Raw genomic sequence first — 23,425 nt, 5'->3', positions numbered from 1 at the left:
AGAAATGGAGCGATCAAGGATCGATCTCAAATTAAAAATCCTAAAACAAGATTATACACGAAACGAGATACCGAGACAGGCATGTTTATTGATGTCAAAACTTCGAATAATAAACCTTTTAAGAGTATTAGGAAAGAAATATAAACGACATAATATAATCTTTAATAATAGTATTAAGGAATTTTTTTTAAAAAATTTACACGTAACATTTCAGTGCATAATACAGCCTTCCAAGAATTAGTCCCGTAAAATATAATAGCTTCCTCTCTGTCCTTTTTCAATATTTTTAAAATGTAATTCTGTCCTTTATAGTTTTTATAGGTAGCAATTCTAGAAAAATATTGAGCAGATTTTTTTTGAAATCTATCAAGTAAATCTAAATTCTCATAATGGTCAATCATTCTCTTTTCCAAATATCCAAGTACATTCTTATTGATAGAGAAAACCGCCTTGGCTACATTATTTCTAAATATTATATTACATTTTAAATATTGAATATCTGGTATGAAATCAAAATAAGGATGTATAAAATCATTTCCTTTTAAAGGTATAGATTTCCCCTTTTTTTTATTGCAAGTTCCACAAATTGGAACTAAATTCAAATGGAAAATTGAAAAATATGGAAAGAATTCCTTTGGAAGGAAATGATCAAGCTCGCTGCTCTCACCTATAAAACAATTTACACATTTTCCATACAATTCTTCTGGAATTGCGTTGACAATTTCTCTACAAATCTCACTTGCTAAATCTGTTTTGGAATCATACAAAGAGATCAGACTTTTCTGTCCCGTTATATCTACCTTTTTAGGCTTAATTCTCTTTCCTTTTGCAACCTGATTATACAATTTATACTCGTTCTCTATGAATTTGAATTTTCTATTCAATATTCTTCTGTATTTCAACTTCTTTTGTTTTATAATTGCATGGAGATCCATAACTGCATTTCGAACGATAGGCTTTAAATTTTTCATAATAAAGATTCAAGAATATAATCAACTCCATTCGAATTCATTTTTCGCAAAACTTCAATTAGATTAGAGTCAGTCTTCCCATTCTTCTTTATTAAAGACTTAAGCTTCTCAACAAAAAAATGATTCTCTTCAGTGAATCCAAATATTTCTTCCGTAAGGATTGAAAAATTCTGTCCAAAACTTTCGCTAACGAGGCGATTAACTACCCTATTTTCTCCAACTTTACTTAACAATATCGTATTCTCTTTTAATATTCCTTGGAGAAAAACAGGTGAATGTGTTGCGATAATCGCAAAGGAAGAGAATTCTTCTAAAATATCTTGTAAGCAAGCAAGTAAAGCTGATTGACCATTTGGATGTAAATGTGTTTCAGGTTCATCAAATAATAACAAAGAATTAATTTTAATTGTAGAAATAATTTGAGTGAAGGAATAAATCATAAACTTTTGGCCTGAACTAAGAGAATCAAAGGCATCAACAATATCTGTATTATCATTAAACAATCTTAATTGTCGCTTTCCCAATAGAATCTCAAATGCCTTTTGCCAATATGAAATCAACGAGCCGCTTGCAATCCGATAATATAAATTTAGAAATGTCGACTTTATATTTTCTGAAGAAACTAATTCATTTGATCGCCCCCGAACGCCAAAATAAGAATAACTAAACGTACGCTCTCCTTCTTCTGGCTTATAGAAATTGTCAAATATGCTAAATGAAATCGCAATTACTTTACTAAAAGGAGGTCGTTCTTTTATATTCAAATTCTCTTTATCAATTCCACTTAAAGAAGATGCGATATTTGAAAGCAATGTGGTCTTGCCCGCTCCGTTTTTTCCAATGATTGCACAAATTCTTTTTAAATCATAATGCTTTTCACTAAAATCAAAATGGACAGATGGAAATTTTGTTTCATCAAATACTCCCGAATACTTGAAGTTGAACTTACGATCGATGTCTATTTTTTGAAGTAATTCGTATCCTTCAATGTAGGCCTTCTCTGCTTCACTGTATCTCCGTAAAGAATTTCTCACTACATATAAATCGCTGCATAGAATTCTTAACTTTTCAAAGAAACACAAATCATTTAAAGAAGTTAAAATCTCACTCTTTAAATGTGATGTTACAATAATTTTATAATAATCTACTTCCTGCCAGAGTGAAAAATAACCCTCAGGTAAATTATTTGAAATCAATGGAATATCGTTTAATCGTATTCCGTCTTTTCCTATTTTTATAAGTCCTTGAACTAAAATATTTCCGGATTCATCATAAATGGAAGCATAATATAAAGTATTAAAACCAAAATCGTTCCAGTTATCATATTCTAATATAATGCATGGAAATTTTGCATTTTTCGGAATAAGTGGAAAACCATTTCTACGTATCGGATTATTATCAGTGTATATTATCATTTTTAATTGAGACTATTTTTGTTCAACTTCCGAGAAGAGGAAGTTTTCATAAGTTAAATTCGTTTCCCAAACTTTTGAGAAAGATCAGCTCTTAAAAGATTCTCTCTCCCGAAAATACTTACTTTTTAAATTTCCAGTATTTACCACTGCCCATGGAAATTTCCTCTAATGAGAATCTCTTTCCGGCTCGGACATTATCTTTAATTAAATAATACATATCGCTTAATATAGATTTTGATTCAGCAAAATATGAATGACCCATAAAATCCGTATCTACGTTCGAAGCATCGATAGTTTCTATTCCTTCTAAAACAACAAGTCCCGCACCTGAGTCACCGAGCCTTGGGTAGCCATTTACCTTTTTCGAGAATTTTAAAGCCTTATCTTTCGATGACGCGTAAATCGTTAATGCTTGCTTTTGCTCCAAGAAAAAAGGGGCAATATCTTTTTTAAATATATCTGCGTCTATGTCCGGAGCGGATAGTATAACTTCTTTTATTTTAGTATTATCAAATTGATTTTTCCTGATAATATCCATTAATGCTCTTGTGATCACCCGCGAACCCATACTGTGAGCTATTATATAGATTTTTTCCGAATTCGTTTTTGATAAGTAGTCCAATAAAAATTTATTAAGATTTATTTTTGTCCATTCAATATCATTTTCATCAGACACATATCCGGAAACTTTACCTTTTGATGGCCAACTATAAAATATAGGAGCACCATCAAATCCTAAATCATATGCAATTTGTGCTGTTCTTCTAGCGGCTTCTGTGAAAGTAACGTTGAAACCATGGATAAAAATAAAAGATTTCTTTTCTGAAAACTTATCGCAGTGTCTATTTGATTCCATTATAAAATCTTCGAAGCTAGATATCTCAATATTCATCAAAACGACATGATTTTGGGGATTCTCCTTGAATTGAAATTTAAAAATAGAAGCACTTTCTAACTCTCCCATTCTATGATCATGTGGGATGCTAACTGTACAATGACCATATTTCAACTCAGATCTCGCACTTCCGAAACGCTTATTCAAGGCTTTTGAAGAATCATATTCTCGATCAGTAGCAAAGAATACGTTTATTTTTGCAAATTTAACTTTCTCTTCTTCCGGAAAATAAACCTGAGCAGCGAAAGATTCTCTTAAAGGATGGTCAGAAAGAATTCTTGCACCATCTTTTCTTAGAAGTCTGCGTTTCTGTTTGTCTACTCCTTGTTCCGATGCTTTACGACTACCAATGATGTGAGATTCTCTTCTTGGGACAATATGTCCACCTCCCCTACCTCTAACTGCTTTCATCCTCCTTTTTAAGTTTCGGGAAGGTTCCTTTTTATTTTTTCTATTTATCAGAATATTGCCTTTTTCTACTCCGATCGCTTTCCTTATCTTATACAGTGTAATAATTTTAGTATTCTCTCGTATAAGCAAATTTGATGTTAACATAATGATATAATCATCATAGACTAAATATGCCTTTAGGTTCTTTTTGAAATAATTTAACAAATCCTTTTGTCTTTCTTTTACTAATTTTAGAAACAAAACATTTTTACTAAATTCGCAACTCTCTCTTTTCGAGCTTTCTATAAATTCAATTGTTCCAACGTGCTTTCCATTCGCTGAAAACAATTTGACCAAATTCGAGGCTTTCGTCGAGCTTCTAGTTATAACTTCATATTCTTTTATTTCTATTTTTTTCATATTTATAGCTCCTAATTTAGCGTGCCACAAAAAATTAGTGCTTCCGCTTTCAGAAAAGAAACGGAATGTAAATTATATATTTATAATATTATAAAACTACTTTTTTAACGGCTGAAATCAGAAAAATCCTTTTCTTTTTCACAATCAAAAAAGGAACTTCCGTTTAGCAATATTCTGATTTGGTTATAAATCATGTCAATAAGATCTAACGTAATAAATCTTGATGAGTTTAGGAATGCCAAAACTGGCCCCCCAAAAGGATCAAGACCGGAATCAGGGCTTATGCTTGGCAAGGGTCTCACTGACCAAACGATGATTGATTTAATCAAGAAATTTTCTAACCCAGTATCCGAGCGAGACTATCGGAATAGAGCTTTGCTGAATTTAATGTATCTTACCGCGTTACGCGCAAAAGAAATTGTCTCTCTTAGATTTTCGGATCTTTTCCTCGCTCCTTCTGGAGAAACATTAATCTCATATACCAAGAAAGGAGGCAAAATGGCTTTTGCCGTTATAGCTGAAGAAACACTAGGCTTTATTCGAGAATACCATTCCAGGTTCGAATGTAATCACGATCATTTCTTCCTGTCGCTCCCTCGTGGTAATCAAAAAGAACGTTCAAACATTACAACACGAGGACTTCAGCTTATCGTCAACTCTTGGAATGTTAGAACATGTTCTAGTAAATTAATACATCCCCATAGCCTGAGACATACAGCGGCCTCAAAGCTTATGGACCTCGCTGGATCTGGAGCAGTACAAAAACTCTTAAATCATGCATCACCTAACACGAGTTTGTTGTTCTACACAAAACCTTATTTCAACGCTTCTAAGTTTCTAAAGTGGGAGTAAGACAAAGAAATGACCTTACTTGAAAAGATAGAAACCAACTCCGTTCAAGAATTGATCGAATCTGGAGAAATTGTAAGCCTCATGATTCCTCCTTATAGATATCGAGTCGAAGAATTCTATAATTGTCAGGTATACGTTTCAAAAACTGTTTGGTCCGAGTTAAATACGGTATATAGCAAATCACGAGATAAAAAATCTCCTACTCGAATAGTTTATAACCTAATGGCTGGTAGCACAGGCCGAGCAATCGACGAAGTAGAAGAGAATATAGAAATATTCTTAGTTTATTTCAAAGGCTTATTACCCTCTCTGAATAGATACAGAGCGTTTAGGAAAATTTCATTACCGAAAGATTCGGAGGATCAATACTTACTAATTCTTAGCATTAACGAGGACTAAACTCTTTTTTCCATAGATTTCAATTTTTTCCTTTTCGTATTTTACTCTTTTCGAATATTATTTTCGTGACTGAAATACAAAACCAAAAAGATAAATGGCTCCAAATTAACGAAGATGGCTTAAAGATCTTCAATGATATTCTTCGCTCCTTAATTGCCTTCCATGAAATGATCCACGGTAATATTCAGGCCGTAGATAAAACCTGGATATTTAAAGTAAGACTTGTTGAATCGAACAATCCTTTAGTTGTTATAAAGAAATTTGGAGACTATGAATATTTAGTTTTTGCTAAGATTAAAAGTTCCAACCCAAAGGATTATAACTCTTGGATCCATATTGACGGAATACAAATGGAAAGAATGGAATTAGAAAAGTCCGAGATAACAAAGCATGAAGTCTTCGAAATCCTTAATATGACCGACATCTACCGAATGCACTGCGAACCCTATTCCGGAGAAATTCCTGAAGATGTTTAGATTTATTCCTTAAATACAACTAGAAAGAACTCTTAGTTAGTCTTAGGTGGAGTAGACACTTCTTAAATTTCTATATATTCTTATATTTGTCTACTCCACCTAATCATTTGATTCGGAAATAAGAAAGACGAACGCAAGGGTGTTTGATGAGGGAGTGATCTCATTTTTGCCATAGGGGGAGGAGACAATGTTTAAATTTACAATAAAAATTCTCAACATCTACTCCCCCTACAGTAATTTCTATGAAATGAATGAAGTTTCTTGTAATTCTTCTTCCTATTTTCAAGATAAAACATTTACCAGACGAATATCGATTTAGTTGAAACAATATTTACGATCGTTTGCATAGATTGTTTATTTCTTCGGTTTATACTTCTTTATCATTCTACAGCCTTTTGGAAAATTTACACATCCCCAGAATTTACCATATAATCCATTTTTAAGAATCATTTTTTCCTTACATCGACAGCGAGGCCCTAAGATTGGTTTATTTACTTCTACCTGAAAAACTGGTCTATTAATCATTTCCTGTTTTTCTTCTTCCGCTGTTCTAATTCTTACCAAAGAGAATGTACAAGCCATTGCACCCCATGAATACAAAGTAGTTCCGCATTCATGGCAACTCACTGATCCTCCCTCATCATCCCTAAACATGTATCTTCTTCTTTCTAGATTATACTCGATCGAACATTTTGAACAAATTAAATCCGCCATTTCTGACTTCCTCCTATTTACTTAATTAGTAGTTTTGCTTCTGAAAAGTTTCAGATCAAAAATAGGAAGAATGTCGTATATATCTGATCGCATCAGTGAAAGAGTTGGCTATTGATCAGGTCAAAGACTCTGCTAATATTCTTTTTTAAATACCTCAATCCTATAGCAGTTCCCACTAATTCTTTAGAAAAATTTTTAAGGAATTCAATTTCAATCTTGAAGCTACATGCCTCAGTCACTTCCGGTATCGTTTGAAATTTCCTTTAAAGGAACAAAACCTATGTCTATCGAATCTAATGTTAAATATCTTGCTTCTTACATTCCGAAGTCTGCCGAGAAGGATTTAATGACTTCCCGAAATGAAAATTGTTTGTCTGAAATAACCCTGGAAAAACTCCAAAAGGACTTTTCCGACCCTAAGACAGAAGAGACTTACCGAAACAGAGCCCTTTTCCAGGTAATGCAGGAGTTAGGTTTACTTGCAATGGAAATCGTTTCCTTAAGGCTCTCAGACGTCTCTAAAGAGTCCTCTGGGCAGTCATACGTTAGTTACGTAGGGAAATGTGGTAGGAAGAAATACTCAGCTATTAGTGAGGCCTGTTTAAACGCTGTGCAAGAATACCACGAAATGTTTGGAATCGATTCGGATTTTTTCTTTGTTAGCCGACCAAGAAGAAACAATAAAGAAAGGAATAATCTTAGTACAAGGGCATTGCAATTAATCGTAAATTCTTGGAATGTCAGAACAATTTCTGGAAGGATCATTCATCCCCAAAGTTTACGAAACACTCTTGGGCAGAGATTGTTGACCAAGGCCTTACCCCTTTAGCCCCGGCCAACAATCATATATTTTCTTTAAAAGGATAATTTTATTTATTACAGTTCTCTAATTCAATCTCGAATTCTGGACCTACCAGGGCTTTACCGATTTTCGCAAGCGATCTAATAACAGAAGCTTCGTGCTCACTGTTCCCCAATAACCATCCAGACAATTCACAGATATAATCTTCAAAGGCTTTGATATTCTTTATGCTTTCTTCAAATTCTTTAATCCGAACTAAAGAAAGGTCAGCTTTCTGAATATCAAGGCTTTCAGGTATATCCATTTCGGATGCCACTCTAAAAATTGACCCAAGATTTCCTTGAATAGCTTTTATATGCCCAAGTGTATCTACCAACGTATACAGATACCCCATTGAATCAAACAAGCTCTTGGCATTCTTCCTCATGACTTCCTGGATAGAATGAACTGTCAAAGCTTCAACTTTATTCCTTCCGAAGGAGTCTTTTATACTCTTAGAATTCTCAAGAATAACTCCAAGTTCAAACTGGTAGCCGTCACGGATGAAATTCTTCCAATTGAATTGGTCTTTAGATCTAAACGGAGTTAACGTGCAACGCACCTTTGCTCCATTGATTGATACATCAGATTTCTCAATGCCTTGGTATCCTTGATAGCATTGGCCCATGATCCAATTTTCTAAGTCACGGATTTCATCAGCATGGTCTACATCGATCTTAACAGCTTGTATCAAATGGACAGACTCAACTTCCATATTCTCAAAGCTATGAATCTCATAGCCATTCAGATACTGATTCCTTTCTAAGTCCTGATAAAACTCTTCATGCAAATCACTGGAATCAGTCGGAAGAGCAAACCCTGACAAGAATTGTGCCAAAGGATAGGTCACGAAAAATTTCCTACCTTTAACTTCATATTTAATTGTTGATAGATCCGGAATATCCAGCTCATCAATTATCCACTCGCTATTTTCGTCTGGCACGACTTTCTCAACATCTTCAATTGGGAACGAGAGAGTAATGCTCTCTATCCCAATGCCGACTCCATCTTTTCGGGAACTTTGGTATCTTAACCCCAACCTTTCCATTTGTATTTGATTTTGGTCCATTCAGGGACCTCCTTTAATTTTTACCCAAGACCTACTATCAAGACTTCCAACAGGTCTTTACTCCCGATTGATTTCCCGACTTCCGGCTTGGATTTGATACATTAGTAGAAAAATTCCCAAGATCCTTCTGACTTCCCGACCACTGTCTACTATGAGCCTCAACTCAAGTTCCATCACTTGAGTAACATTACTCTTATAAGTATCCAAGGATCGTCTTCAGTTGGTTCTGAGTTCATTCTCCGATTAATTAGTGTATTTTTTCTTAAGTTTCTGGTCCGGGGTCCTAAAGTGGCCTTTTAACTATAAGATTACTGGTTGGAGAGACTTATGGGACAGTAATTAGGCGTCCTAAAGAGTCCTTATTAAATAAAAGGGGGTCCGAGGGGTCTTAGGTGGGTGGCCTATATTATAAGAGGAGTTTAGGACGCTTATTTATTGTGACTCTATTTGGAAAATTTTTAGGAAATTGTACTAAAGAGGTATATTGGTAATTTCCTTCCGTTTTCCTAATTCAAAAGGGACAATTTGGCAGTTTTTGACAGTTTTCTACGGAAAGACTAAAGAAGAAGGTAAGGCACCAAAATTTAAACTTTGGACGTCAGTGTGTATTTTAAAACAACCCAAGATCCTTACTCTTACTTAGGGATAGATACAGTAGTGCTATTTACAAAGAGTCATAATGTCAGTAAAAACAGCGATCTATTCAAACCTAAGAAGTATAAGAATAAAAAAGGAAAGGAAGTAATTGCACAAATCAACAATGGGGTTCGTGTCGAATATCGAGCTCATTCCGATTGGAAGAAAGAGTACTGGATCGACTTTTCCCTATCGGAACTATACAACGGATATAATTTTTCCTCTGATACCCCATTAGATAACCGTGGCCTATATTTTTCTTTGATCACAAGATTGAACGAAATGGGTATTTTCATAAGAGACTGGAATAAGGTCCAAGTATCCCGAATCGATATATTCAGAAATATTAAATTACTTAATCCTTACTCGCAATACCTGCACCTCCTGAGGATGGCTGAAATCCCGAGAAACAAAACTAAATTCTTTAAAAGCTCAGTTTATATCGAAACCAATTCGCAAACTCTTATTTTCTATGACAAGAAAGAACAGCTTGCGAACAATAAAAGAATCGATATAGATGATGATGTCTTGCGAATTGAACTTAGACTTATGAATGCCGGTAAAGTGAAAGATATTTTTGACTCTAATTTCCTATATGCAATTAGAGAAAGTTTAGAGGACGCTTACAATTCGTATATCCGGGATACTCTTAATTACTTAAAGGAAATTGAAAGTATAGCTGATCGAGTTCCGCTTGATTGCTCAGACATGAAAACAGCCCTACGTCTATATTATGCAGGAAAGAGGAATATTGACAGGCTTGTGGATGAAACGATAGACGCACTCCGGTCCTCTCATAATCTATTTCTAAACGATGGATCTCGGAAACCGAAGGGTCATTCAAATTTTAACGAAGCGATTCGGAAGCAAAAAGAAAGAATATCAAAAAAGAAAAAGAAAATATTACGGACTGCCGTTCTAATGAATGACTACCTAACTGGTGAAGGGGGACTAGCCCAAGAATTAATCGAATCAATTTTGGAAACTCAAGTTAAAGTTGCAAAATTTCCGATTGGTCCTATCTATAGAAAATCGCTGGCTGAGCATTTGAGGGAGAATGCTTTGAGAGAAGTTTCGTAGAGGCTATACTCCGCCTATCGCGTTGCACGATCCATTCTGCATTCTTTGAGCATTATATGTTCTTAGCCAATTTCCAGAGATCATCATTAAAAGAGACAAGCCTATCTATACTACTTAGGCTTTTAATCTTCTTTAGACCGATAGTAGGAACCATATATCGTCCTATACCCTTTACGAAAGTCTCCTGGACTCGGTTCAAAACTCTCCAAGCATCGAATCCGTTATCCTCAAGACGGCGAACTCGCAATACTGACCTTTTAATGCTTTCTCGATCCAAAACAAAATCCGATCCAAAACGAAGGTCCACAGCTTTAGTTACAAACGAGTTTACTTGTTCGGAGTTCAATTCCTTGGCTTTTAGAAAACGAATTTCATCTATCAGCCCTTCGAATCCGTTGATAACCTCTTCAATCTTGTTCCGAATGGCATCTTGGTTTGTCTTGTAATGCCTAAATACAGAATGGTCCCCGACCTTACCAATATCTTTTACCATGAGTTGATTTGCACAAGCGACCCTCATAAAACCATAAAAGATCTCTAAGGCATTTGTCTGATCATGAGAATTCCGGATGACAACATTTAGATTTCCCTCATCTACAATCCTATAATCTATATGTTTCAGAATGACTAAGTGTTTCTGAAATCCCTTACGATCTTCCTTTCGTACATTCTTTTCAGCAGCGGACTGCACCTCCCACCCTTTGTCAAAAAAGTTTGAGAGGACATCCGAAGTCTTTATTTGCAAGTATCTTTCGCTTGGTTTACCGTAACTGGCATCCTTAAAAACCGAGGGAGCTCTCTCTTTTAAATCCTCATAACTAAAACTCATATAAACTCCAAAGAACTAGGAGTTTCATTTTATTTATTTGTAATATAAGAAAGCGTTTTTTCTGGAACGAGAGTTATTATTTTGTTTTTTATATTTTTAGATAAAGCTGAGTAAATTTAGAGACTACTTGATCAATTTAAATCTAAAGCAATGAACGCAGAAAAAGGAATGCATTATAAACAATTGTCATTCCAATACCATAGAATCCAAAGCCACCAAAGAATCCAGTAACGAATCTCCGGAGATTAGTAGATTGAATTCCGAGAAATTCCTGGATGCTCCAATCAATTCCCATCGGAACCAATAAGGCAAAAAAAATCCAAAGACTAGCAGAAATAGGCCAGAAGGAGGTAAATAATCCCAGTGACACACATTGGCCGAAATACACACCAGTGCATCGGGCACAGACTGGAAAAGGATGGCCTTTATATGAAAATGACCGCTCCTCCCACTGATGACAAAAGTGCGGGAGATAAGAAAGTGACTTTCGAAGAGAATCCATTCTCCGAAGAAGTAGACCCTCTATTACAGTCCAAAAACTCGAATGTTGCATATTACTTTTTATAAATACGAGTCTTGCTTTTTCCCATTCCGCAAAACCCGAATAAAATCCCAATAGGTCCCAAGCAAAGAAATCCGATACAAGACTTTATGAATCCGAATCCTTTGGTCTTTGTCTCGATAATAATTTCTTCCTTATCCCGATTCTTATCCTCTTTACCCATTCGTTATCTCCTATACGTTCACTTTCTTAAATTTCATTTTATTGATTCGATAAAATCCAAATCTAAATGGCTGTCCTGAGGAATGCTCCAATACACGGGAAAAATTTGTTTTATAGCAAGGTTAGAACTCTCCATATCCAAATTTGATGTGAGTAATCCCTTTCGAGAGAGCACCTTTTGAACGACCATTGATTGCTTGAATGGATTGAAATAGAAAATCATTCCTTCTCCATTATTCTCAATATCCCAAACGATTTTGTCAGCCTCGGAAGAAATTTTTAATTCCACCTTAAAACCAGTATTAGGATTTCTGCCTAAAATTAATGCTCTAAAGAGTTTATAAAAACTTTCTTTCGCTTTCGTACCGTCGATCGAAACAATGTTGAAATCAAGGTAAGGCTTCGTGAATGGATACTTTTTTGAAAGGTATCCTCTAACTTTGTTATCTAATAGCTTATTCAAAGCTTCATGTGATATTTGTTCCGATCTCCTATCACGGACCTTATCGTTGTATTCTAAGATGTCTTTGACTGAATTCTTATTTGTCTTTATCCATTGCTTTTGTTCTTCGGCAAATGATTCCTTAACAATGCCAATTTCATTTAATAGGTTATCCGGAAGCTCCTCAGTTTTAGTAGGAGAAGAGCAAATTGCTTTATATAACGCTTCAAAATATCTCGCCTTTTCCCAAGAATCAATCTTTGGAATCTGAGTTAAAAATTGCTTTTCAACAAAATTTGTTTTTCCAGCTTTCTGATTCCAAATCGAAACAAACTCCATCGGATTTTTTTCATAATGACTTCTATTATAGAAATCAGGTATTTCAATCTCTTCATACGTAAAGCCATGCTGCCAAACTCGTTCTTGGAATCTATTCGGCAGAATTAAACTCGAATTTTCATTATCCAAGGTGATAACATGCTCCAGTCCCAAATCTCCAACTATTCCCAATTGGTTACAGCGAGCGGTGTACGGGTTTTGAAGATGTTTTTGAGTTAAAGTTGCGCAACCTGAAAGAGAAACAAACAATATAGCTCTAAATAGAATTTTATATTTATTTAATGTATTAATCATATAAACCGATCCTTTTTCCTTCAAAGATTCAAACGTAAATTAAAGAAAGGATTTTTTTCTAATAGATCGGATTAGTGGGATTCAAGCGGCACTGAATCATTGCAATGAAACCAGGAGATCGAATTAAGTATCCCCATGTTTGGATCTCACTGACACAATTATCCACATCTTGTTTGTGATAGTAGTCTCCGGAATTTATTCCTGCTAAACTTGAAGCTTGAGCGTTTAATGAAGCATTGCTCGCGGTTAGAACTGACGGATCATAAGAAGCGGCAACTGCAACATAGGTATTTACTGCATCTTGGATCCTCTGCTTTACCTCAGATCCCTTTTGCCGATCATCGACTAACCCGACTTCGTTGAGAAGGTTGCAGGAAATAAATAGTGAATAAATTAGAACCAATTTCACATCTAATGGGATCCGAGACATAGATACTCTCAATTAAGCTAATTTTTACCCACATTAAAATGTGGCCTTTATTTTCGTCAAGAAGACCCACATTCGAATGTGGGCTATATTTAAGATTTTTACTCGTTTTTCCCTTTTTCGAATCACCCACATTCCGCACTGTAGGTATATTCTTTATTCAACCCACATAATAATGTGTGTGGATTCGGACGAATTTAGAATAAAACTTGGTAAAAGAATCAGAAAACTTAGACTAGCTGCCGGATTAACTCAGGAAGATATGGATGAGGGAGATTTTGCGGTTCATTTCAGAACGATCCAAGAAATTGAAAATGGTCGGACTAATCCGAATGTGAATACCTTATTTCGAATTTCTAAAAGACTGAAGGTGAAGCCAAAGGATCTTTTTGATATATAAGAAATGTGGAGCTGACGGGATTCGAACCCGCATGCAGGGTTTTAATAAATGCACAAATTTTCACTCCTGCATTTATTAAGAACCTCGCTTTTCCGTTAAGCTACAGCCCCTTCTTTGACTAAAATTTTTATTTCCATCCAAACTGTCAAACATTTTTTCTAAAGAAATATTTTTAAAATCATAGTAATAGGTAGGAATAAATTTCAATTCGCATTGCTCGTCGATTAAAAGAAAATCAACTTTAGACACAGCAGCGCCCTGAATTAATTGTTACATACTGAAAGTAAGTTTGACTATTAACTAAAAATACGTACTGGGTATTCAATATTTAGGATTAGTCCAAACGCGCATGCTCATATTTTTTTAAAGATACACCATTTGGAATTTGATTATACTCCCTCCCACCAAGCTCTCGCCCACCTTCCTTTTTCCATTTACCTCCCCATTGCTTAAAGAAAAACGGGATATTATTTCGAAAGCAAATCGTTTTAATTTCAATTACCCATTCCTCCATCAATGGGCGAGCTCGAAGTCCCGATTCACCACCGACTATTACCCAATCTATTCCAATAATATCAATATCAATGACACTTTCTAGCAAAGGTTCAAGAGAAAGAAACTTAACTTTTGCCCCACATCGCTTTAATGGATACAAACGATTGTAGGATATTCTATTTTCAATTGAAACTCCCATCCAGATATTTGGGGTCCAATTTAACTTAGAATCTAATTCTAATAATCTTTCCGGTCGTTTTGTCAATATTTGAAATGTATGCTCTGGACAGTTGTTCATAATTTTGAACATTTCATAGATAAATTCATTGGATACTTTTTCGTGAAAAATATCACTCATCGAATTTACAAAATAGACCGTCGGCTGTTTTCTTTTTAAAGGTATTTGTAATCTTTGCGGATGCAATTTCACATTAGAAAAAGGTCCCCATGTTTTTTCAAATCTCTTCGTTAACGTTTCCGCATAGCAATTTTTACAACCAAGGCTAACCTTCGTACAACCTGTAACTGGATTCCAAGTAGCCTCAGTCCATTCTATCTTAGAATTGCCTGCCATAATATTCCTCTAATGTCCTTTATCATAAAGTAAAATTGCATGATATTATAATAAGTTAATAATAATTATGCAACTAGTAAATACAATCAATTTAATACATGTGAATAATCTAAAGAAAGAAACTCATCTCGGTCTTCTCGGCATTTCAACTTAAGAAGTAGAATAATATTTAATGGTATTTTATTTTTCTATTATTGAAAGCAGGCATCGTTCCTTCCAATACATTTACGATTAGAACATTGATCCCCGCGTTCTCTATTGAGCCTGGCAAACAGTCAATTTTCGACTGATTTTGTCGATCAAACTGAGAGTAAATTATCTGTTCGGCATCGCATACGACGGCTACATCGTAATGATCGCTGACCACGATCTTTTTATCGTTCCCGGAACCGATCCGAGATAACAAATTCTTCTAAACAAAATGCTAGGTCTGTAGATTACTCCAGTTTACAAAGTTTAATGTTGGGAAATACTAAACTCTAAACTGTATCATATGATGCAAGAAATCAGAAAGGGATCCTTTATTTTGACTTACCCTCTTCCCGAAGCCACGGAAGAGGCCTCATACATCCCATATCGCCAGAACCACCTGCCACATATACTTCTCCATTTTCAGTTAAAGTTATTTCGTAAAATCTTTTTACTAACCAACATTCTTGTTCACATTCTTCTAATTTAGAACGAGAAAGTTTTTGATCTCTGCATCTTTGTTCACAAATAGCCCTACTGCCTTGATCAGTCGTTTCGTGTCCTGTCTCAATTTTGATACTGTTTCCTTCAATCTGCCAGGATCCATAACGCGAGGTCCAATCGGTTTCATGCAATCCTACACCATGATCCGGATATAGCTTAAGATCCAGGCAGCCATTATCAACACCACGGTATTCTTCACCAGTGCAATTTCCGATCAGTCCGGATTTAAAATCTTTCGGGAAATTCGTTCGATTAATTTTATAACATCCATTTATTACTTCGAATTTATTAGTCAAAGCCTGCTGAATATCCGCTTCATTCGTTAAAAACGCAGAGAAAACCCATCCAGTAAATTCATTGTTTACCGGCTCAATGTCTGGATATCCAATTGGAGCATATTTGACTTTAAGCCATTTACCCGATTTACCAGCTATTTTCATTTCCGACTGGCTCTCTTCCAATATAAATACGGGGGTTGAATAGTTTATTACCTTCAATTTTTCAGAATCGACGCTCGGTTTTTCTCTAAGCACGATGCCGTTTAAGCTGTTCACATAAAGAACATTGGAATTCTTTTTGTCCGGTAAACAAGTAACTAAGAAAATGAGAAAAAATAATAACCGTAATATCATTTCCGCAAAGTATAATCTTAATTTAAAGAAACAAGGATTTTTCTTAATGAAAAACTGCGAGAAAAGCAAATAATGATCTTTCAATAAATACATGAGAAATAAATGGAATTCAATTTATGATCTTTACAATCGACGGAAACATCAAAGAACGTTTATCAAAGGAAGACATTTCGACTTATTTAACATTTATCAATCTGCGAACAATCCACAAGATATGCAGAAAGCTAAAGATTAATCCGATGGAGCCATTTGATTTGGAAAAGCTTAGTAATCATCCACCAAAGAAAAGAGCCCGTAAGAAAGCGTTGTATTAAATAATGAAATTACATCTCTTAAAGGTTCGACTGAAATATATCACGACTTTATATTTAGCATAAAATCTGAACATTTCATGCTCACAAAGATGCTAATTTTGAACATGCATCATTCGGGCAATGGTTAATAATTCTACTATTTTCTATTCTAATATCTTATTTACGTTTCCGGATATTTCCGCTACTTTATTTGCAAGATCCTTAAGCCCATCAATCATAGAAGGAACGTTTTCCGTAGCATGAAAATAGATTTCAATTTCATTAGACCGTATTGTAATTTCACGCTCTCCATCTTTCATATAAATAGTTAAATATGAATTATCACTTGGATAAGTAAGATTCAACTTTTCCTTTAATTTTGGTGAGTCTTCAATTTTATCAATTAAATCTTCAATATCAATTCTCTTCGGCAAATCATACATTAAAAAATCGAACCAATGTGGAAAACTATCATCTAATTCGTCGGCAACTTCATAAATCTTACTTAAGTCTATTGGCTGAAGACGCATCGTAAGAATTAAGGCGTCCAGATTGTCTTCATCAATCTCTATATAGCAATCGTAAAAGCAATAAGGGCATTCGAAACGACCAGAACCCCCGCCATTATCAATGTCGACCTTAAAATCTTTATTCCTAAGATCAAAAAGGTTCTTCAACGATTGAGCTACTTGTTCAACATTCTCATGAATTTCGGTTTTAGATATCGAATTTATAAATCTTTCAACGGACGCAGTATAAAATTTCGGAATTGAATGTATCCCTTTCTTAAATCCTGAAAGATCCCGTATTTTAATTTCTTTTTTAGCTATAAATGCAATTCTATTTGAATCTTTCTCAGAAATTTCTGAATAAGCAATTGGACCATTATTGCTATTAAATTCATGAATTATAATTTCGCCCTGATCCTTTCCCCAACCAAAGGGAGTTTGTAAATGCATTGAATTTGGATTCGTTTTACAATACTTTTTAACAGAATCTGATAAATAGTCCTTAAGTGAATTGTTCGTTATATATTTCCCTTCTCTTATAACTTCGGACACCTTTCCAGTAAATGCTTTCAATAAGTAATGAGAAAAAATTCCATGCTTCTCATCCGGTATAATATCTGCCACACCTTTATGAGATGTAGCTGAGAAAACACAACAATACTCTGATTCAGAAGTTCTTTCTATGAGTTGATCCAATTTAAATTTATCTATTTTAGTCTTCCTTGCTCCTAATGCTAAAGTACTTTCACAGGCATCTACAAAATACAAACTACGTTTGCATTTGGAATTTATTTCTTCAAATATAGTATAGAGAGAAATCCATGATTCTTCTTCATCATCTGAGTCATAAGCGCTCAAATGTGGAACTCCAGAAAAATTAGTACCGTGCCCTGCATAAAAGAAAATAAAGCGATCAGAGTCTTCTATTTTTGAAGAAATCTGCTTAATAGCCCTTTGTATTGTTCTTAATGTGGCATTATTTCCAATAAGACTTTGAGCGTTTTCGATTTTAAATATATTCTCCATTATTTCATGAAATCCATTGGCATCATTTTCTGCATATGGTGTAGGGGGCCTTAAACTGATATATTTATCTAAACCGATACATAAAGAAAAATCCATGATATTTTCCATCGCCTCAAAATTGTATTTGTTTCTTATATAATTATTATATGCCAATATACTTTTATTCTCAATTCGTCTAATGTTCCATTTTAATCCAAATCACAATCCTCCTTGAGTAAGAAAGCGGCACTAAAAATAGCCGACCTAACAATGCGAAGTAATTTCAATAAATTTTCCAATAGTTCAGTTTTTGAAATGGTAAGTATTCTACTTTGATTTATATTTATAGACTCAGAGTTTGTTATTATAATTAACGAATGCTCAAAAGCATTTCTCCATTCCTTGAAAAATCTAAGTTCACCTTCATTTACTTGTAAATCTGTCGCTATCGAATACAATGCGAATAGATTATAGCTTTCAGAGGTCACTGCTTTATCCCTAATATTAGGCCTATTTCTCCAAAAAGACTCAAATATCAAGTTATCCTTAATTTCCAACTCCCCCATTTCCGAAATTACAATAAGTCTTGCGATTTTATCTAAAGTTCCATAGCAAATTCTGTAGGATGCTCTTATAGACTCTTCTATTTCAGAATGATTTTCATTGATAGTTTGTAAGCCCTTAACTAGTAATTCTCTGGCATAAATATATTCGTTTATTATTCTACGAATCAATCTAAGTAAAATCACTTTTCGGTTTAACCCAGGTCGGTTTGGAATAAATTTTTTACCTAATATTTCATCATTTGATGCATCGTCACAAGAACAATAACAGCTATGTTCGGAAAGATACAGATTATTGTTAATAAAGAAATTATTCTTCGTTTGCTTATCACTATTCTGATATTTTAATCTATGTTTGGTTCCAATATCCGATTTTTCTACGTTCAATTTTGATAAAGCAATATCAACACTAAGCAATCTATTTTGTAATTCATCGACATTATAATATGGAGGTGCTAAACTTAGCGCTTTCTTCACATGGTACTTAGTTACTAAGAGCATTTGCGGAGTATATATTGAACTTAGTGTATTTAACCATTGAAGAGCAGTTGATTTACTAGCATGAGCCTCAAACCCTTTCGCATTTATTGCGAGCGCCTGATTGTAGAAAAAGAGAGCTTCGCTTGGTCGTCCACATACATCCAGAGCATTTGCGGTATTAACCAATACTCGATATTTAAAATCTTGTGGAATATTTTCCTTAAAGTTTAAGCACCTTAAATAATGATTTTTAGCTTCAATAGCCAGTCTCAGTAATTCAGCATTGTATCGATCATCGATTTTATATCTAGCAGCATCAAACAATGCCTTTTTAGCGTTTCCCAAATTATATTGTATAGAAGTATTTGAAACATGTCCCTCATATCGATTTGATTCAACAATCTGAAGACCTTGTTTTATTACATCAATGTCATGAAACTGGGCACCTATATCTACTAATAGGCAACCGGCCTTATAATCAGAAAAAATATCATCCGGAAGTATAGATTGTTCATCGGAATCGTCAAGGTATTCTAAAGTGATTCTCAAAGCTTCGTTAGGATTTCCTGAACTAAAAGTTTCTTCGGCTAATTCGAGCTTTTGATTTATTTTCATTTCAATCTTATACGATTTCATTTAAAAGTAAGTTAATGGCGCGTATTCTTCAATTCGATACTTGAAAGTCTTTCTAAATGGTCGAACAGGGCTATTGACTTTTCTGTTTGGTCTGGCGGCAAATTTGAAGAAAAATTGGTTTTCAACATTATTACGAATACAAGCAAATCGAGAATGGAGATTAATCTGACAAAATTAAATGGATAATCATAAGTTTTAAAAAAGCCATGCAAAATACTGTGTCGATTCAAATTCCCTATATCATCTACTAATTGAGAATCTTTATACAAAAATTCATTCATGTATCTAATTAGCCCTTCCAGAAGCTGAAACTGCTCATGAAAATCATCAAAGAAGCCATCAGCCTTAAATTCAGGTGGAAAATAATCAAAATCTTTTAAAAAACTTTCAGTTTTAATTTTCTTCTTATAATCCCTCAATATCCCAAGTAATTTATTAACGGCGACATCAACCGACTTTTCCCCATTCAAATCCGCTATATCGCGAATTGTTCCTTCAATTACAGGGATCAGTGTCGTTATCGCACAATGATTCAAACCAAGACTAAATGCTTCAATAGATTCTAATATTATTTCTTTTCTGTAGCTAACGTAGGCTACCTTGGCGTATCGCTCAGAATACATACGAGATAAATATTCAAGATTATATAAACTTAGCAAGATAGACTCTAAAATTGTCATCTTAGAGTCTATTGATTGAGATTTCAATTCTGCTGCCAAAACCTTTAACGGATTCGCAACTATATATGCTGGAAAAAACCAACCAATCTTAAGGAATTCATCACGCGCTTTTTTTATTCCGGATGGGTTTTTCTGGTAGAACGATGCGTTCTCAAAAGGGAAGAAAGCGATTTTGTCATTATCATAAAATATTTTTATACCCTCAATAATTAGAAAAGATTGAATTGAGTAATATTCGATTTTAACTTGGACATCTCTTCTTGAAAATATATTCTGAACCTTTACTAAATTCTTTTTATTTTCAGCATTCATTTTCCGAAATTTGCTATAAATTTCATTTAACACTTTTTCCTTTGAATCCAAGAGCTCTCTATTTTTCTTTGTGGCACAATTAAATATTTTCTTTAACAAGTTATTAAGCATTATTATTTTATCCGCAAATGAAATGGATATATTAAACTAAAACCTACAATTATTATTTCATAATTTTTGAACGATCGAAATTTATCCTACCTATTCAAGTTATTCGAACAAATAACAGGTCACACGTAGTGCCGCTTAGTTCTTTTCAAATATTTCAAAATATGGATGTTCCCAACCTTCACCATAAACTTCCTTAACTTTCTCATAATGCTCAACGGGAATTTCCGATTTAATTTGATCAAGATACACTAAAAATTCCTCTCGATTATTTTTCGAAAATGTTTTCGCCATATTCTGCACCTCTACTTTTAAGGGATTTTCTTGCAAATATGAATGGCATTCGTTATCTATAAACATAGCATCGCAATAAGGAATATAAGTCGAAATAATATTAAAGTCAGTAATAGTTCCTTGTCCTGGCGGTTTATTCCGACCACCCGAGGAAAACTTCCTTGCAAGCGTAGCATATAAGAAAGAGGAAATTTTCAAAAAGGGAATATTCTTCAAGCTAGGCGAGTTTAAATATTCAATAACCTTTTGAGTGGCCCGTGTTTCATCCCATCCCTTCAATTTCAGTATCAAAATTAGTTTATTTATAAGCGTTACGGATTCATTAGGCAGATAATCTTCAAATGAACCCTTCGCTTCTGGCAAATTTTCAATTTCTTGTAATCTTCTATAATTCTGATAATATCGTTCTAAATGAGTCTTACCGAATGAAGACCATTCAGTTTCATAAAAATCATTCAATTTTCTTTCGCCTTGGGATTTCCAATAATCCGCTAATGCCCATAGCTGCTGAGACGTCTCGTCTCTCGAGTCTCTAAGTAACTTTACATGCTCGTCTTGAATAGGAAGTGTAACAGTAATGAATATCTTTTCATCCCATTTATTATATTCTCCGTCCACAACATCAGCAGCATTAAAGTGAAAATCTGGATTATCGTTTCCAGATAGCCATTGCTCAAAATGAAAAAATAACTGAGATTCCGTTATTTGGTTTTTCATACGAAAGTGAATGCCACCGGATAGTAATTTATACATCTTTTCTAAATCTTCTTTAAATCCAGACAATGTAGATTCACGGTTATGAAATTCTGAGTCAGGACAAACAATTAATTGCAGTTTTGATAATGTTTCTAATTTTTCGAAAAGGATCTTCCAATATGGATCGACTTTGCCTTCTTTATTTGCTTTATTTCCTGAGTTTAAAGCTTTCATCATTTCACTGACTGCCATCTGATCCAGATAAATAACTTTTTTATTTAATTGAGGTAAAGAATACGTTTCCGAAAATAAGCAAGACTTACATCTTCTACGGTAAGAAAGAACGCCAATAGATAAAACCCCAAAGGAACCATGAGCTTGGCATTTTGGGCAATTCCAATATGGAGGATTAATAAAATCTTTCGGATCAAATATTATTTCTTTTTGAGTGTTTGCCATCTAACTCTTCTTAATGCTTCGCAATAAACTATCCAAATCTGTTATACGTAAGTATAATGTATCTGGAGTTAAGAACCCCGCAAAGCCAAATTCAGTAAAAAATGCCCCCTCAAGGTGATCTTGATAGATGACAGAATAAACCGGAGGTGAAAGGGCATCCCTTATGAACTCTTCTTTCTTGTTTAAAAAAGATTCTTCAAAGGAAGAATAAGAGTTTGAATCAATTAAAAGTGTGAATGATCTAGCATCATTAGCAATTTCCCTGCTTTTATATACACGTATTCCTTTCTCGAAATTACATTTCATTATCTTAAAAAGAAACACCGGAAATGATTCATATTGAATACCTTCCCCCAAACCAAATATTGTTAGCCTAAACTCTAAATTATTAGAAAATGAGTCGACTCTCCTCATATCAACCAAAGCCGGAATATATTTTTTCAATTCGTCACGCGCCCTCTCAGGAATCGAATCTATTAATTCAGCATATGTAAACTTATCAGAAAGAATATCTCCTATTACTTTAATTTTTGTAAGAATTAATTTTCGAATATACTCTAGCAGTTCGTATTGTTTCATTCTTAACTCCTATTTTATTTGAATTCATGAGTGCCTTATATACTATTCCACAAAATTCAATTTTTTACTTTCTTTTTCTATGTGTCTAACGTTTTGCTTCCTTAAAAAACAAAAAAGTAATACGTATGCAATCAGCCCTAAAATACACAGAAATTCGATCTCCCGGACAATCCTTCACCCCTACTCGACCTTGGCTTGAATTCGGAATATTTAACACACGTAATCCGAACCGAGGACCACCTTTCCTCCAATCCAGAACCGCTCCATTCATTAGAAAAACAGAAAATAGAAATCTCTTCCGAACTCCCCTCCCTAAACACTACAACCCAGCACTCAACACTGTCTACTTCACAGAGATAACCAAGAAGATACTCAATGACTTCTACCCAAAGCACTGCCCTACTCCTGAATGTAACGGCAGAATCTTAGATAAAGAAATCTCAACAAGAACAGATCTAATTAGATGTCCTCAATGTAGACATCTAACATCAAGACTAAGTTACACTCCCCTTCATCACTTCAAACTACCAATTTGGATGTTCGGATACATCCTTTATGAATCTCTAATTCAATACCCAAAGGTAGTAACAGCAACAGAACTAAGTAAGAGACTAAAGATAGGATATAATGCAGCCAGCTTACTCAAGAGAAGATTCCAACTCTTCGCTTCCGATCAATTACCAAAGTATAAAAAGCTAACCTATGATGCTCTAAACGATCAGTTCAAGGACTTCCTACTACCACCAAATGAGAATAGAGACATTAGCAAGATCATGGCAAAACGGCCCTACGTATGCGTAGACA

At 34.4% G+C, this 23,425-nt stretch carries 23 protein-coding genes and 2 pseudogenes; 8 read left to right on the top strand and 17 right to left on the bottom strand.

Translation table 11 applies throughout. The features are described from left to right. Positions 1-173 precede the first annotated feature (173 nt). From LEP1GSC192_RS04355 to LEP1GSC192_RS19250, 3 genes are all read right to left on the bottom strand, one after another. Positions 174-971 carry a hypothetical protein gene (locus LEP1GSC192_RS04355; RefSeq protein WP_036089027.1) on the bottom strand — a complete coding sequence of 266 codons (798 nt, stop codon included), beginning with the start codon at positions 969-971 and terminating at the stop codon, positions 174-176. After that, the gene (locus LEP1GSC192_RS04350; RefSeq protein WP_020768706.1) at positions 968-2,386 is read right to left on the bottom strand and encodes an AAA family ATPase; all 1,419 of its coding nucleotides are present in this window, start codon (positions 2,384-2,386) and stop codon (positions 968-970) included. Before LEP1GSC192_RS04350 ends, LEP1GSC192_RS04355 begins: the two co-directional genes overlap by 4 nt. A gap of 118 nt (positions 2,387-2,504) precedes the next feature. After that, positions 2,505-4,091 carry an alpha/beta hydrolase gene (locus LEP1GSC192_RS19250; protein ID WP_020768709.1) on the bottom strand — a complete coding sequence of 529 codons (1,587 nt, stop codon included), beginning with the start codon at positions 4,089-4,091 and terminating at the stop codon, positions 2,505-2,507. Positions 4,092-4,283: 192 nt separating this feature from the next. On the opposite strand from LEP1GSC192_RS19250, the gene LEP1GSC192_RS04340 reads away from it, so the two are divergent. The 3 genes from LEP1GSC192_RS04340 to LEP1GSC192_RS04330 all read left to right on the top strand — a co-directional run bounded on the left by LEP1GSC192_RS04340 (position 4,284) and on the right by LEP1GSC192_RS04330 (position 5,818). After that, positions 4,284-4,943: a tyrosine-type recombinase/integrase gene (locus LEP1GSC192_RS04340; RefSeq protein WP_020768732.1), complete on the top strand. Its 660-nt coding sequence runs from the start codon at positions 4,284-4,286 to the stop codon at positions 4,941-4,943. 9 nt (positions 4,944-4,952) lie between these two features. Continuing rightward, positions 4,953-5,342, top strand: coding sequence for a hypothetical protein (locus tag LEP1GSC192_RS04335; RefSeq protein ID WP_020768725.1), 390 nt, complete (start codon positions 4,953-4,955; stop codon positions 5,340-5,342). A gap of 65 nt (positions 5,343-5,407) precedes the next feature. After that, positions 5,408-5,818 carry a hypothetical protein gene (locus LEP1GSC192_RS04330; RefSeq protein ID WP_020768715.1) on the top strand — a complete coding sequence of 137 codons (411 nt, stop codon included), beginning with the start codon at positions 5,408-5,410 and terminating at the stop codon, positions 5,816-5,818. Positions 5,819-6,172: 354 nt separating this feature from the next. On the opposite strand, the gene LEP1GSC192_RS19245 is transcribed toward LEP1GSC192_RS04330, so the two are convergent. Beyond that, positions 6,173-6,532 carry a hypothetical protein gene (locus LEP1GSC192_RS19245; RefSeq protein ID WP_052005204.1) on the bottom strand — a complete coding sequence of 120 codons (360 nt, stop codon included), beginning with the start codon at positions 6,530-6,532 and terminating at the stop codon, positions 6,173-6,175. Between the two features lie 280 nt (positions 6,533-6,812). On the opposite strand from LEP1GSC192_RS19245, the gene LEP1GSC192_RS04320 reads away from it, so the two are divergent. Beyond that, entirely contained in the window at positions 6,813-7,361 is a 549-nt protein-coding gene (locus tag LEP1GSC192_RS04320; protein WP_020768735.1) for a tyrosine-type recombinase/integrase, read from the top strand. A gap of 40 nt (positions 7,362-7,401) precedes the next feature. On the opposite strand, the gene LEP1GSC192_RS04315 is transcribed toward LEP1GSC192_RS04320, so the two are convergent. Then, the gene (locus LEP1GSC192_RS04315; protein WP_020768721.1) at positions 7,402-8,442 is read right to left on the bottom strand and encodes a hypothetical protein; all 1,041 of its coding nucleotides are present in this window, start codon (positions 8,440-8,442) and stop codon (positions 7,402-7,404) included. Between the two features lie 603 nt (positions 8,443-9,045). On the opposite strand from LEP1GSC192_RS04315, the gene LEP1GSC192_RS04310 reads away from it, so the two are divergent. Further along, complete coding sequence (locus tag LEP1GSC192_RS04310) at positions 9,046-10,158, top strand: phage/plasmid replication protein (RefSeq protein WP_020768727.1); 1,113 nt, start codon at positions 9,046-9,048, stop codon at positions 10,156-10,158. Between the two features lie 52 nt (positions 10,159-10,210). Here the strand turns inward: LEP1GSC192_RS04310 and LEP1GSC192_RS04305 are convergent, their stop codons facing one another. Beyond that, positions 10,211-10,987 carry a DUF932 domain-containing protein gene (locus LEP1GSC192_RS04305; RefSeq protein ID WP_020768719.1) on the bottom strand — a complete coding sequence of 259 codons (777 nt, stop codon included), beginning with the start codon at positions 10,985-10,987 and terminating at the stop codon, positions 10,211-10,213. Positions 10,988-11,129: 142 nt separating this feature from the next. Next, positions 11,130-11,387, bottom strand: a pseudogene (locus LEP1GSC192_RS20180) (DUF2085 domain-containing protein); the annotation flags it as partial. Positions 11,388-11,422: 35 nt separating this feature from the next. Between LEP1GSC192_RS20180 and LEP1GSC192_RS20130 the strand changes: the two are divergent. Beyond that, positions 11,423-11,554, top strand: coding sequence for a hypothetical protein (locus tag LEP1GSC192_RS20130; RefSeq protein WP_255349069.1), 132 nt, complete (start codon positions 11,423-11,425; stop codon positions 11,552-11,554). 191 nt (positions 11,555-11,745) lie between these two features. Here LEP1GSC192_RS20130 and LEP1GSC192_RS19240 read toward each other — a convergent pair whose 3' ends face one another. Both LEP1GSC192_RS19240 and LEP1GSC192_RS04290 read right to left on the bottom strand, forming a co-directional pair. Beyond that, positions 11,746-12,786: a hypothetical protein gene (locus LEP1GSC192_RS19240; RefSeq protein WP_020768734.1), complete on the bottom strand. Its 1,041-nt coding sequence runs from the start codon at positions 12,784-12,786 to the stop codon at positions 11,746-11,748. A gap of 58 nt (positions 12,787-12,844) precedes the next feature. Then, positions 12,845-13,216 carry a TIGR04452 family lipoprotein gene (locus LEP1GSC192_RS04290; protein WP_036089020.1) on the bottom strand — a complete coding sequence of 124 codons (372 nt, stop codon included), beginning with the start codon at positions 13,214-13,216 and terminating at the stop codon, positions 12,845-12,847. 178 nt (positions 13,217-13,394) lie between these two features. Between LEP1GSC192_RS04290 and LEP1GSC192_RS04285 the strand changes: the two genes are divergently transcribed. Further along, the gene (locus LEP1GSC192_RS04285) at positions 13,395-13,613 is read left to right on the top strand and encodes a helix-turn-helix domain-containing protein (RefSeq protein WP_036089038.1); all 219 of its coding nucleotides are present in this window, start codon (positions 13,395-13,397) and stop codon (positions 13,611-13,613) included. Positions 13,614-13,947: 334 nt separating this feature from the next. Here the strand turns inward: LEP1GSC192_RS04285 and LEP1GSC192_RS04280 are convergent, their stop codons facing one another. The 8 genes from LEP1GSC192_RS04280 to LEP1GSC192_RS04240 form a co-directional block, all read right to left on the bottom strand. Then, positions 13,948-14,682 carry a DUF5131 family protein gene (locus LEP1GSC192_RS04280; protein ID WP_020768737.1) on the bottom strand — a complete coding sequence of 245 codons (735 nt, stop codon included), beginning with the start codon at positions 14,680-14,682 and terminating at the stop codon, positions 13,948-13,950. 169 nt (positions 14,683-14,851) lie between these two features. Beyond that, a complete protein-coding gene (locus LEP1GSC192_RS04275) occupies positions 14,852-15,088 on the bottom strand; it encodes a hypothetical protein (protein ID WP_020768729.1) in 237 nt (78 codons plus the stop codon). 115 nt (positions 15,089-15,203) lie between these two features. Beyond that, positions 15,204-16,100: an SH3 domain-containing protein gene (locus LEP1GSC192_RS04270; RefSeq protein WP_157186889.1), complete on the bottom strand. Its 897-nt coding sequence runs from the start codon at positions 16,098-16,100 to the stop codon at positions 15,204-15,206. A gap of 364 nt (positions 16,101-16,464) precedes the next feature. Next, positions 16,465-17,931, bottom strand: a complete 1,467-nt coding sequence (locus LEP1GSC192_RS04260) for a caspase family protein (protein WP_020768714.1) — start codon at positions 17,929-17,931, stop codon at positions 16,465-16,467. A 92-nt stretch (positions 17,932-18,023) separates the two neighbouring features. Next, entirely contained in the window at positions 18,024-19,472 is a 1,449-nt protein-coding gene (locus LEP1GSC192_RS04255; RefSeq protein WP_020768728.1) for an LA2681 family HEPN domain-containing protein, read from the bottom strand. Between the two features lie 32 nt (positions 19,473-19,504). Then, entirely contained in the window at positions 19,505-20,596 is a 1,092-nt protein-coding gene (locus tag LEP1GSC192_RS04250; protein WP_020768716.1) for a hypothetical protein, read from the bottom strand. 135 nt (positions 20,597-20,731) lie between these two features. After that, a complete protein-coding gene (locus LEP1GSC192_RS04245; protein ID WP_020768724.1) occupies positions 20,732-22,042 on the bottom strand; it encodes a hypothetical protein in 1,311 nt (436 codons plus the stop codon). Then, positions 22,043-22,621, bottom strand: coding sequence for a hypothetical protein (locus tag LEP1GSC192_RS04240; protein ID WP_020768703.1), 579 nt, complete (start codon positions 22,619-22,621; stop codon positions 22,043-22,045). 125 nt (positions 22,622-22,746) lie between these two features. Between LEP1GSC192_RS04240 and LEP1GSC192_RS20020 the strand changes: the two are divergent. Beyond that, positions 22,747-23,425 (top strand): annotated as a pseudogene (locus tag LEP1GSC192_RS20020) (transposase); the annotation flags it as partial.

Origin of the sequence: Leptospira sp. B5-022, assembly GCF_000347035.1 — a bacterium.
Taxonomy (GTDB): Bacteria; Spirochaetota; Leptospiria; order Leptospirales; family Leptospiraceae; genus Leptospira_B; species Leptospira_B cinconiae.
Note: the sequence above shows the minus strand (reverse complement) of the source record. Positions and strands in the feature narration are given on the sequence as shown.

Excerpts from the sequence above, each read along its gene's own strand:
- LEP1GSC192_RS04255 (WP_020768728.1), bottom strand. The coding sequence starts at position 19,472 with ATGAAAATAAATCAAAAGCTCGAATTAGCCGAAGAAACTTTTAGTTCA.
- LEP1GSC192_RS04335 (WP_020768725.1), top strand. The coding sequence starts at position 4,953 with ATGACCTTACTTGAAAAGATAGAAACCAACTCCGTTCAAGAATTGATC.
- LEP1GSC192_RS19250 (WP_020768709.1), bottom strand. The coding sequence starts at position 4,091 with ATGAAAAAAATAGAAATAAAAGAATATGAAGTTATAACTAGAAGCTCG.
- LEP1GSC192_RS04260 (WP_020768714.1), bottom strand. The coding sequence starts at position 17,931 with ATGGATTTTTCTTTATGTATCGGTTTAGATAAATATATCAGTTTAAGG.
- LEP1GSC192_RS04290 (WP_036089020.1), bottom strand. The coding sequence starts at position 13,216 with ATGTCTCGGATCCCATTAGATGTGAAATTGGTTCTAATTTATTCACTA.
- LEP1GSC192_RS04250 (WP_020768716.1), bottom strand. The coding sequence starts at position 20,596 with ATGCTTAATAACTTGTTAAAGAAAATATTTAATTGTGCCACAAAGAAA.
- LEP1GSC192_RS04350 (WP_020768706.1), bottom strand. The coding sequence starts at position 2,386 with ATGATAATATACACTGATAATAATCCGATACGTAGAAATGGTTTTCCA.
- LEP1GSC192_RS04340 (WP_020768732.1), top strand. The coding sequence starts at position 4,284 with ATGTCAATAAGATCTAACGTAATAAATCTTGATGAGTTTAGGAATGCC.
- LEP1GSC192_RS04315 (WP_020768721.1), bottom strand. The coding sequence starts at position 8,442 with ATGGACCAAAATCAAATACAAATGGAAAGGTTGGGGTTAAGATACCAA.
- LEP1GSC192_RS04280 (WP_020768737.1), bottom strand. The coding sequence starts at position 14,682 with ATGGCAGGCAATTCTAAGATAGAATGGACTGAGGCTACTTGGAATCCA.
- LEP1GSC192_RS04240 (WP_020768703.1), bottom strand. The coding sequence starts at position 22,621 with ATGAAACAATACGAACTGCTAGAGTATATTCGAAAATTAATTCTTACA.
- LEP1GSC192_RS04305 (WP_020768719.1), bottom strand. The coding sequence starts at position 10,987 with ATGAGTTTTAGTTATGAGGATTTAAAAGAGAGAGCTCCCTCGGTTTTT.
- LEP1GSC192_RS04245 (WP_020768724.1), bottom strand. The coding sequence starts at position 22,042 with ATGGCAAACACTCAAAAAGAAATAATATTTGATCCGAAAGATTTTATT.
- LEP1GSC192_RS19240 (WP_020768734.1), bottom strand. The coding sequence starts at position 12,786 with ATGATTAATACATTAAATAAATATAAAATTCTATTTAGAGCTATATTG.
- LEP1GSC192_RS20130 (WP_255349069.1), top strand. The coding sequence starts at position 11,423 with ATGACCGCTCCTCCCACTGATGACAAAAGTGCGGGAGATAAGAAAGTG.
- LEP1GSC192_RS04320 (WP_020768735.1), top strand. The coding sequence starts at position 6,813 with ATGTCTATCGAATCTAATGTTAAATATCTTGCTTCTTACATTCCGAAG.
- LEP1GSC192_RS19245 (WP_052005204.1), bottom strand. The coding sequence starts at position 6,532 with ATGGCGGATTTAATTTGTTCAAAATGTTCGATCGAGTATAATCTAGAA.
- LEP1GSC192_RS04355 (WP_036089027.1), bottom strand. The coding sequence starts at position 971 with ATGAAAAATTTAAAGCCTATCGTTCGAAATGCAGTTATGGATCTCCAT.
- LEP1GSC192_RS04270 (WP_157186889.1), bottom strand. The coding sequence starts at position 16,100 with ATGTATTTATTGAAAGATCATTATTTGCTTTTCTCGCAGTTTTTCATT.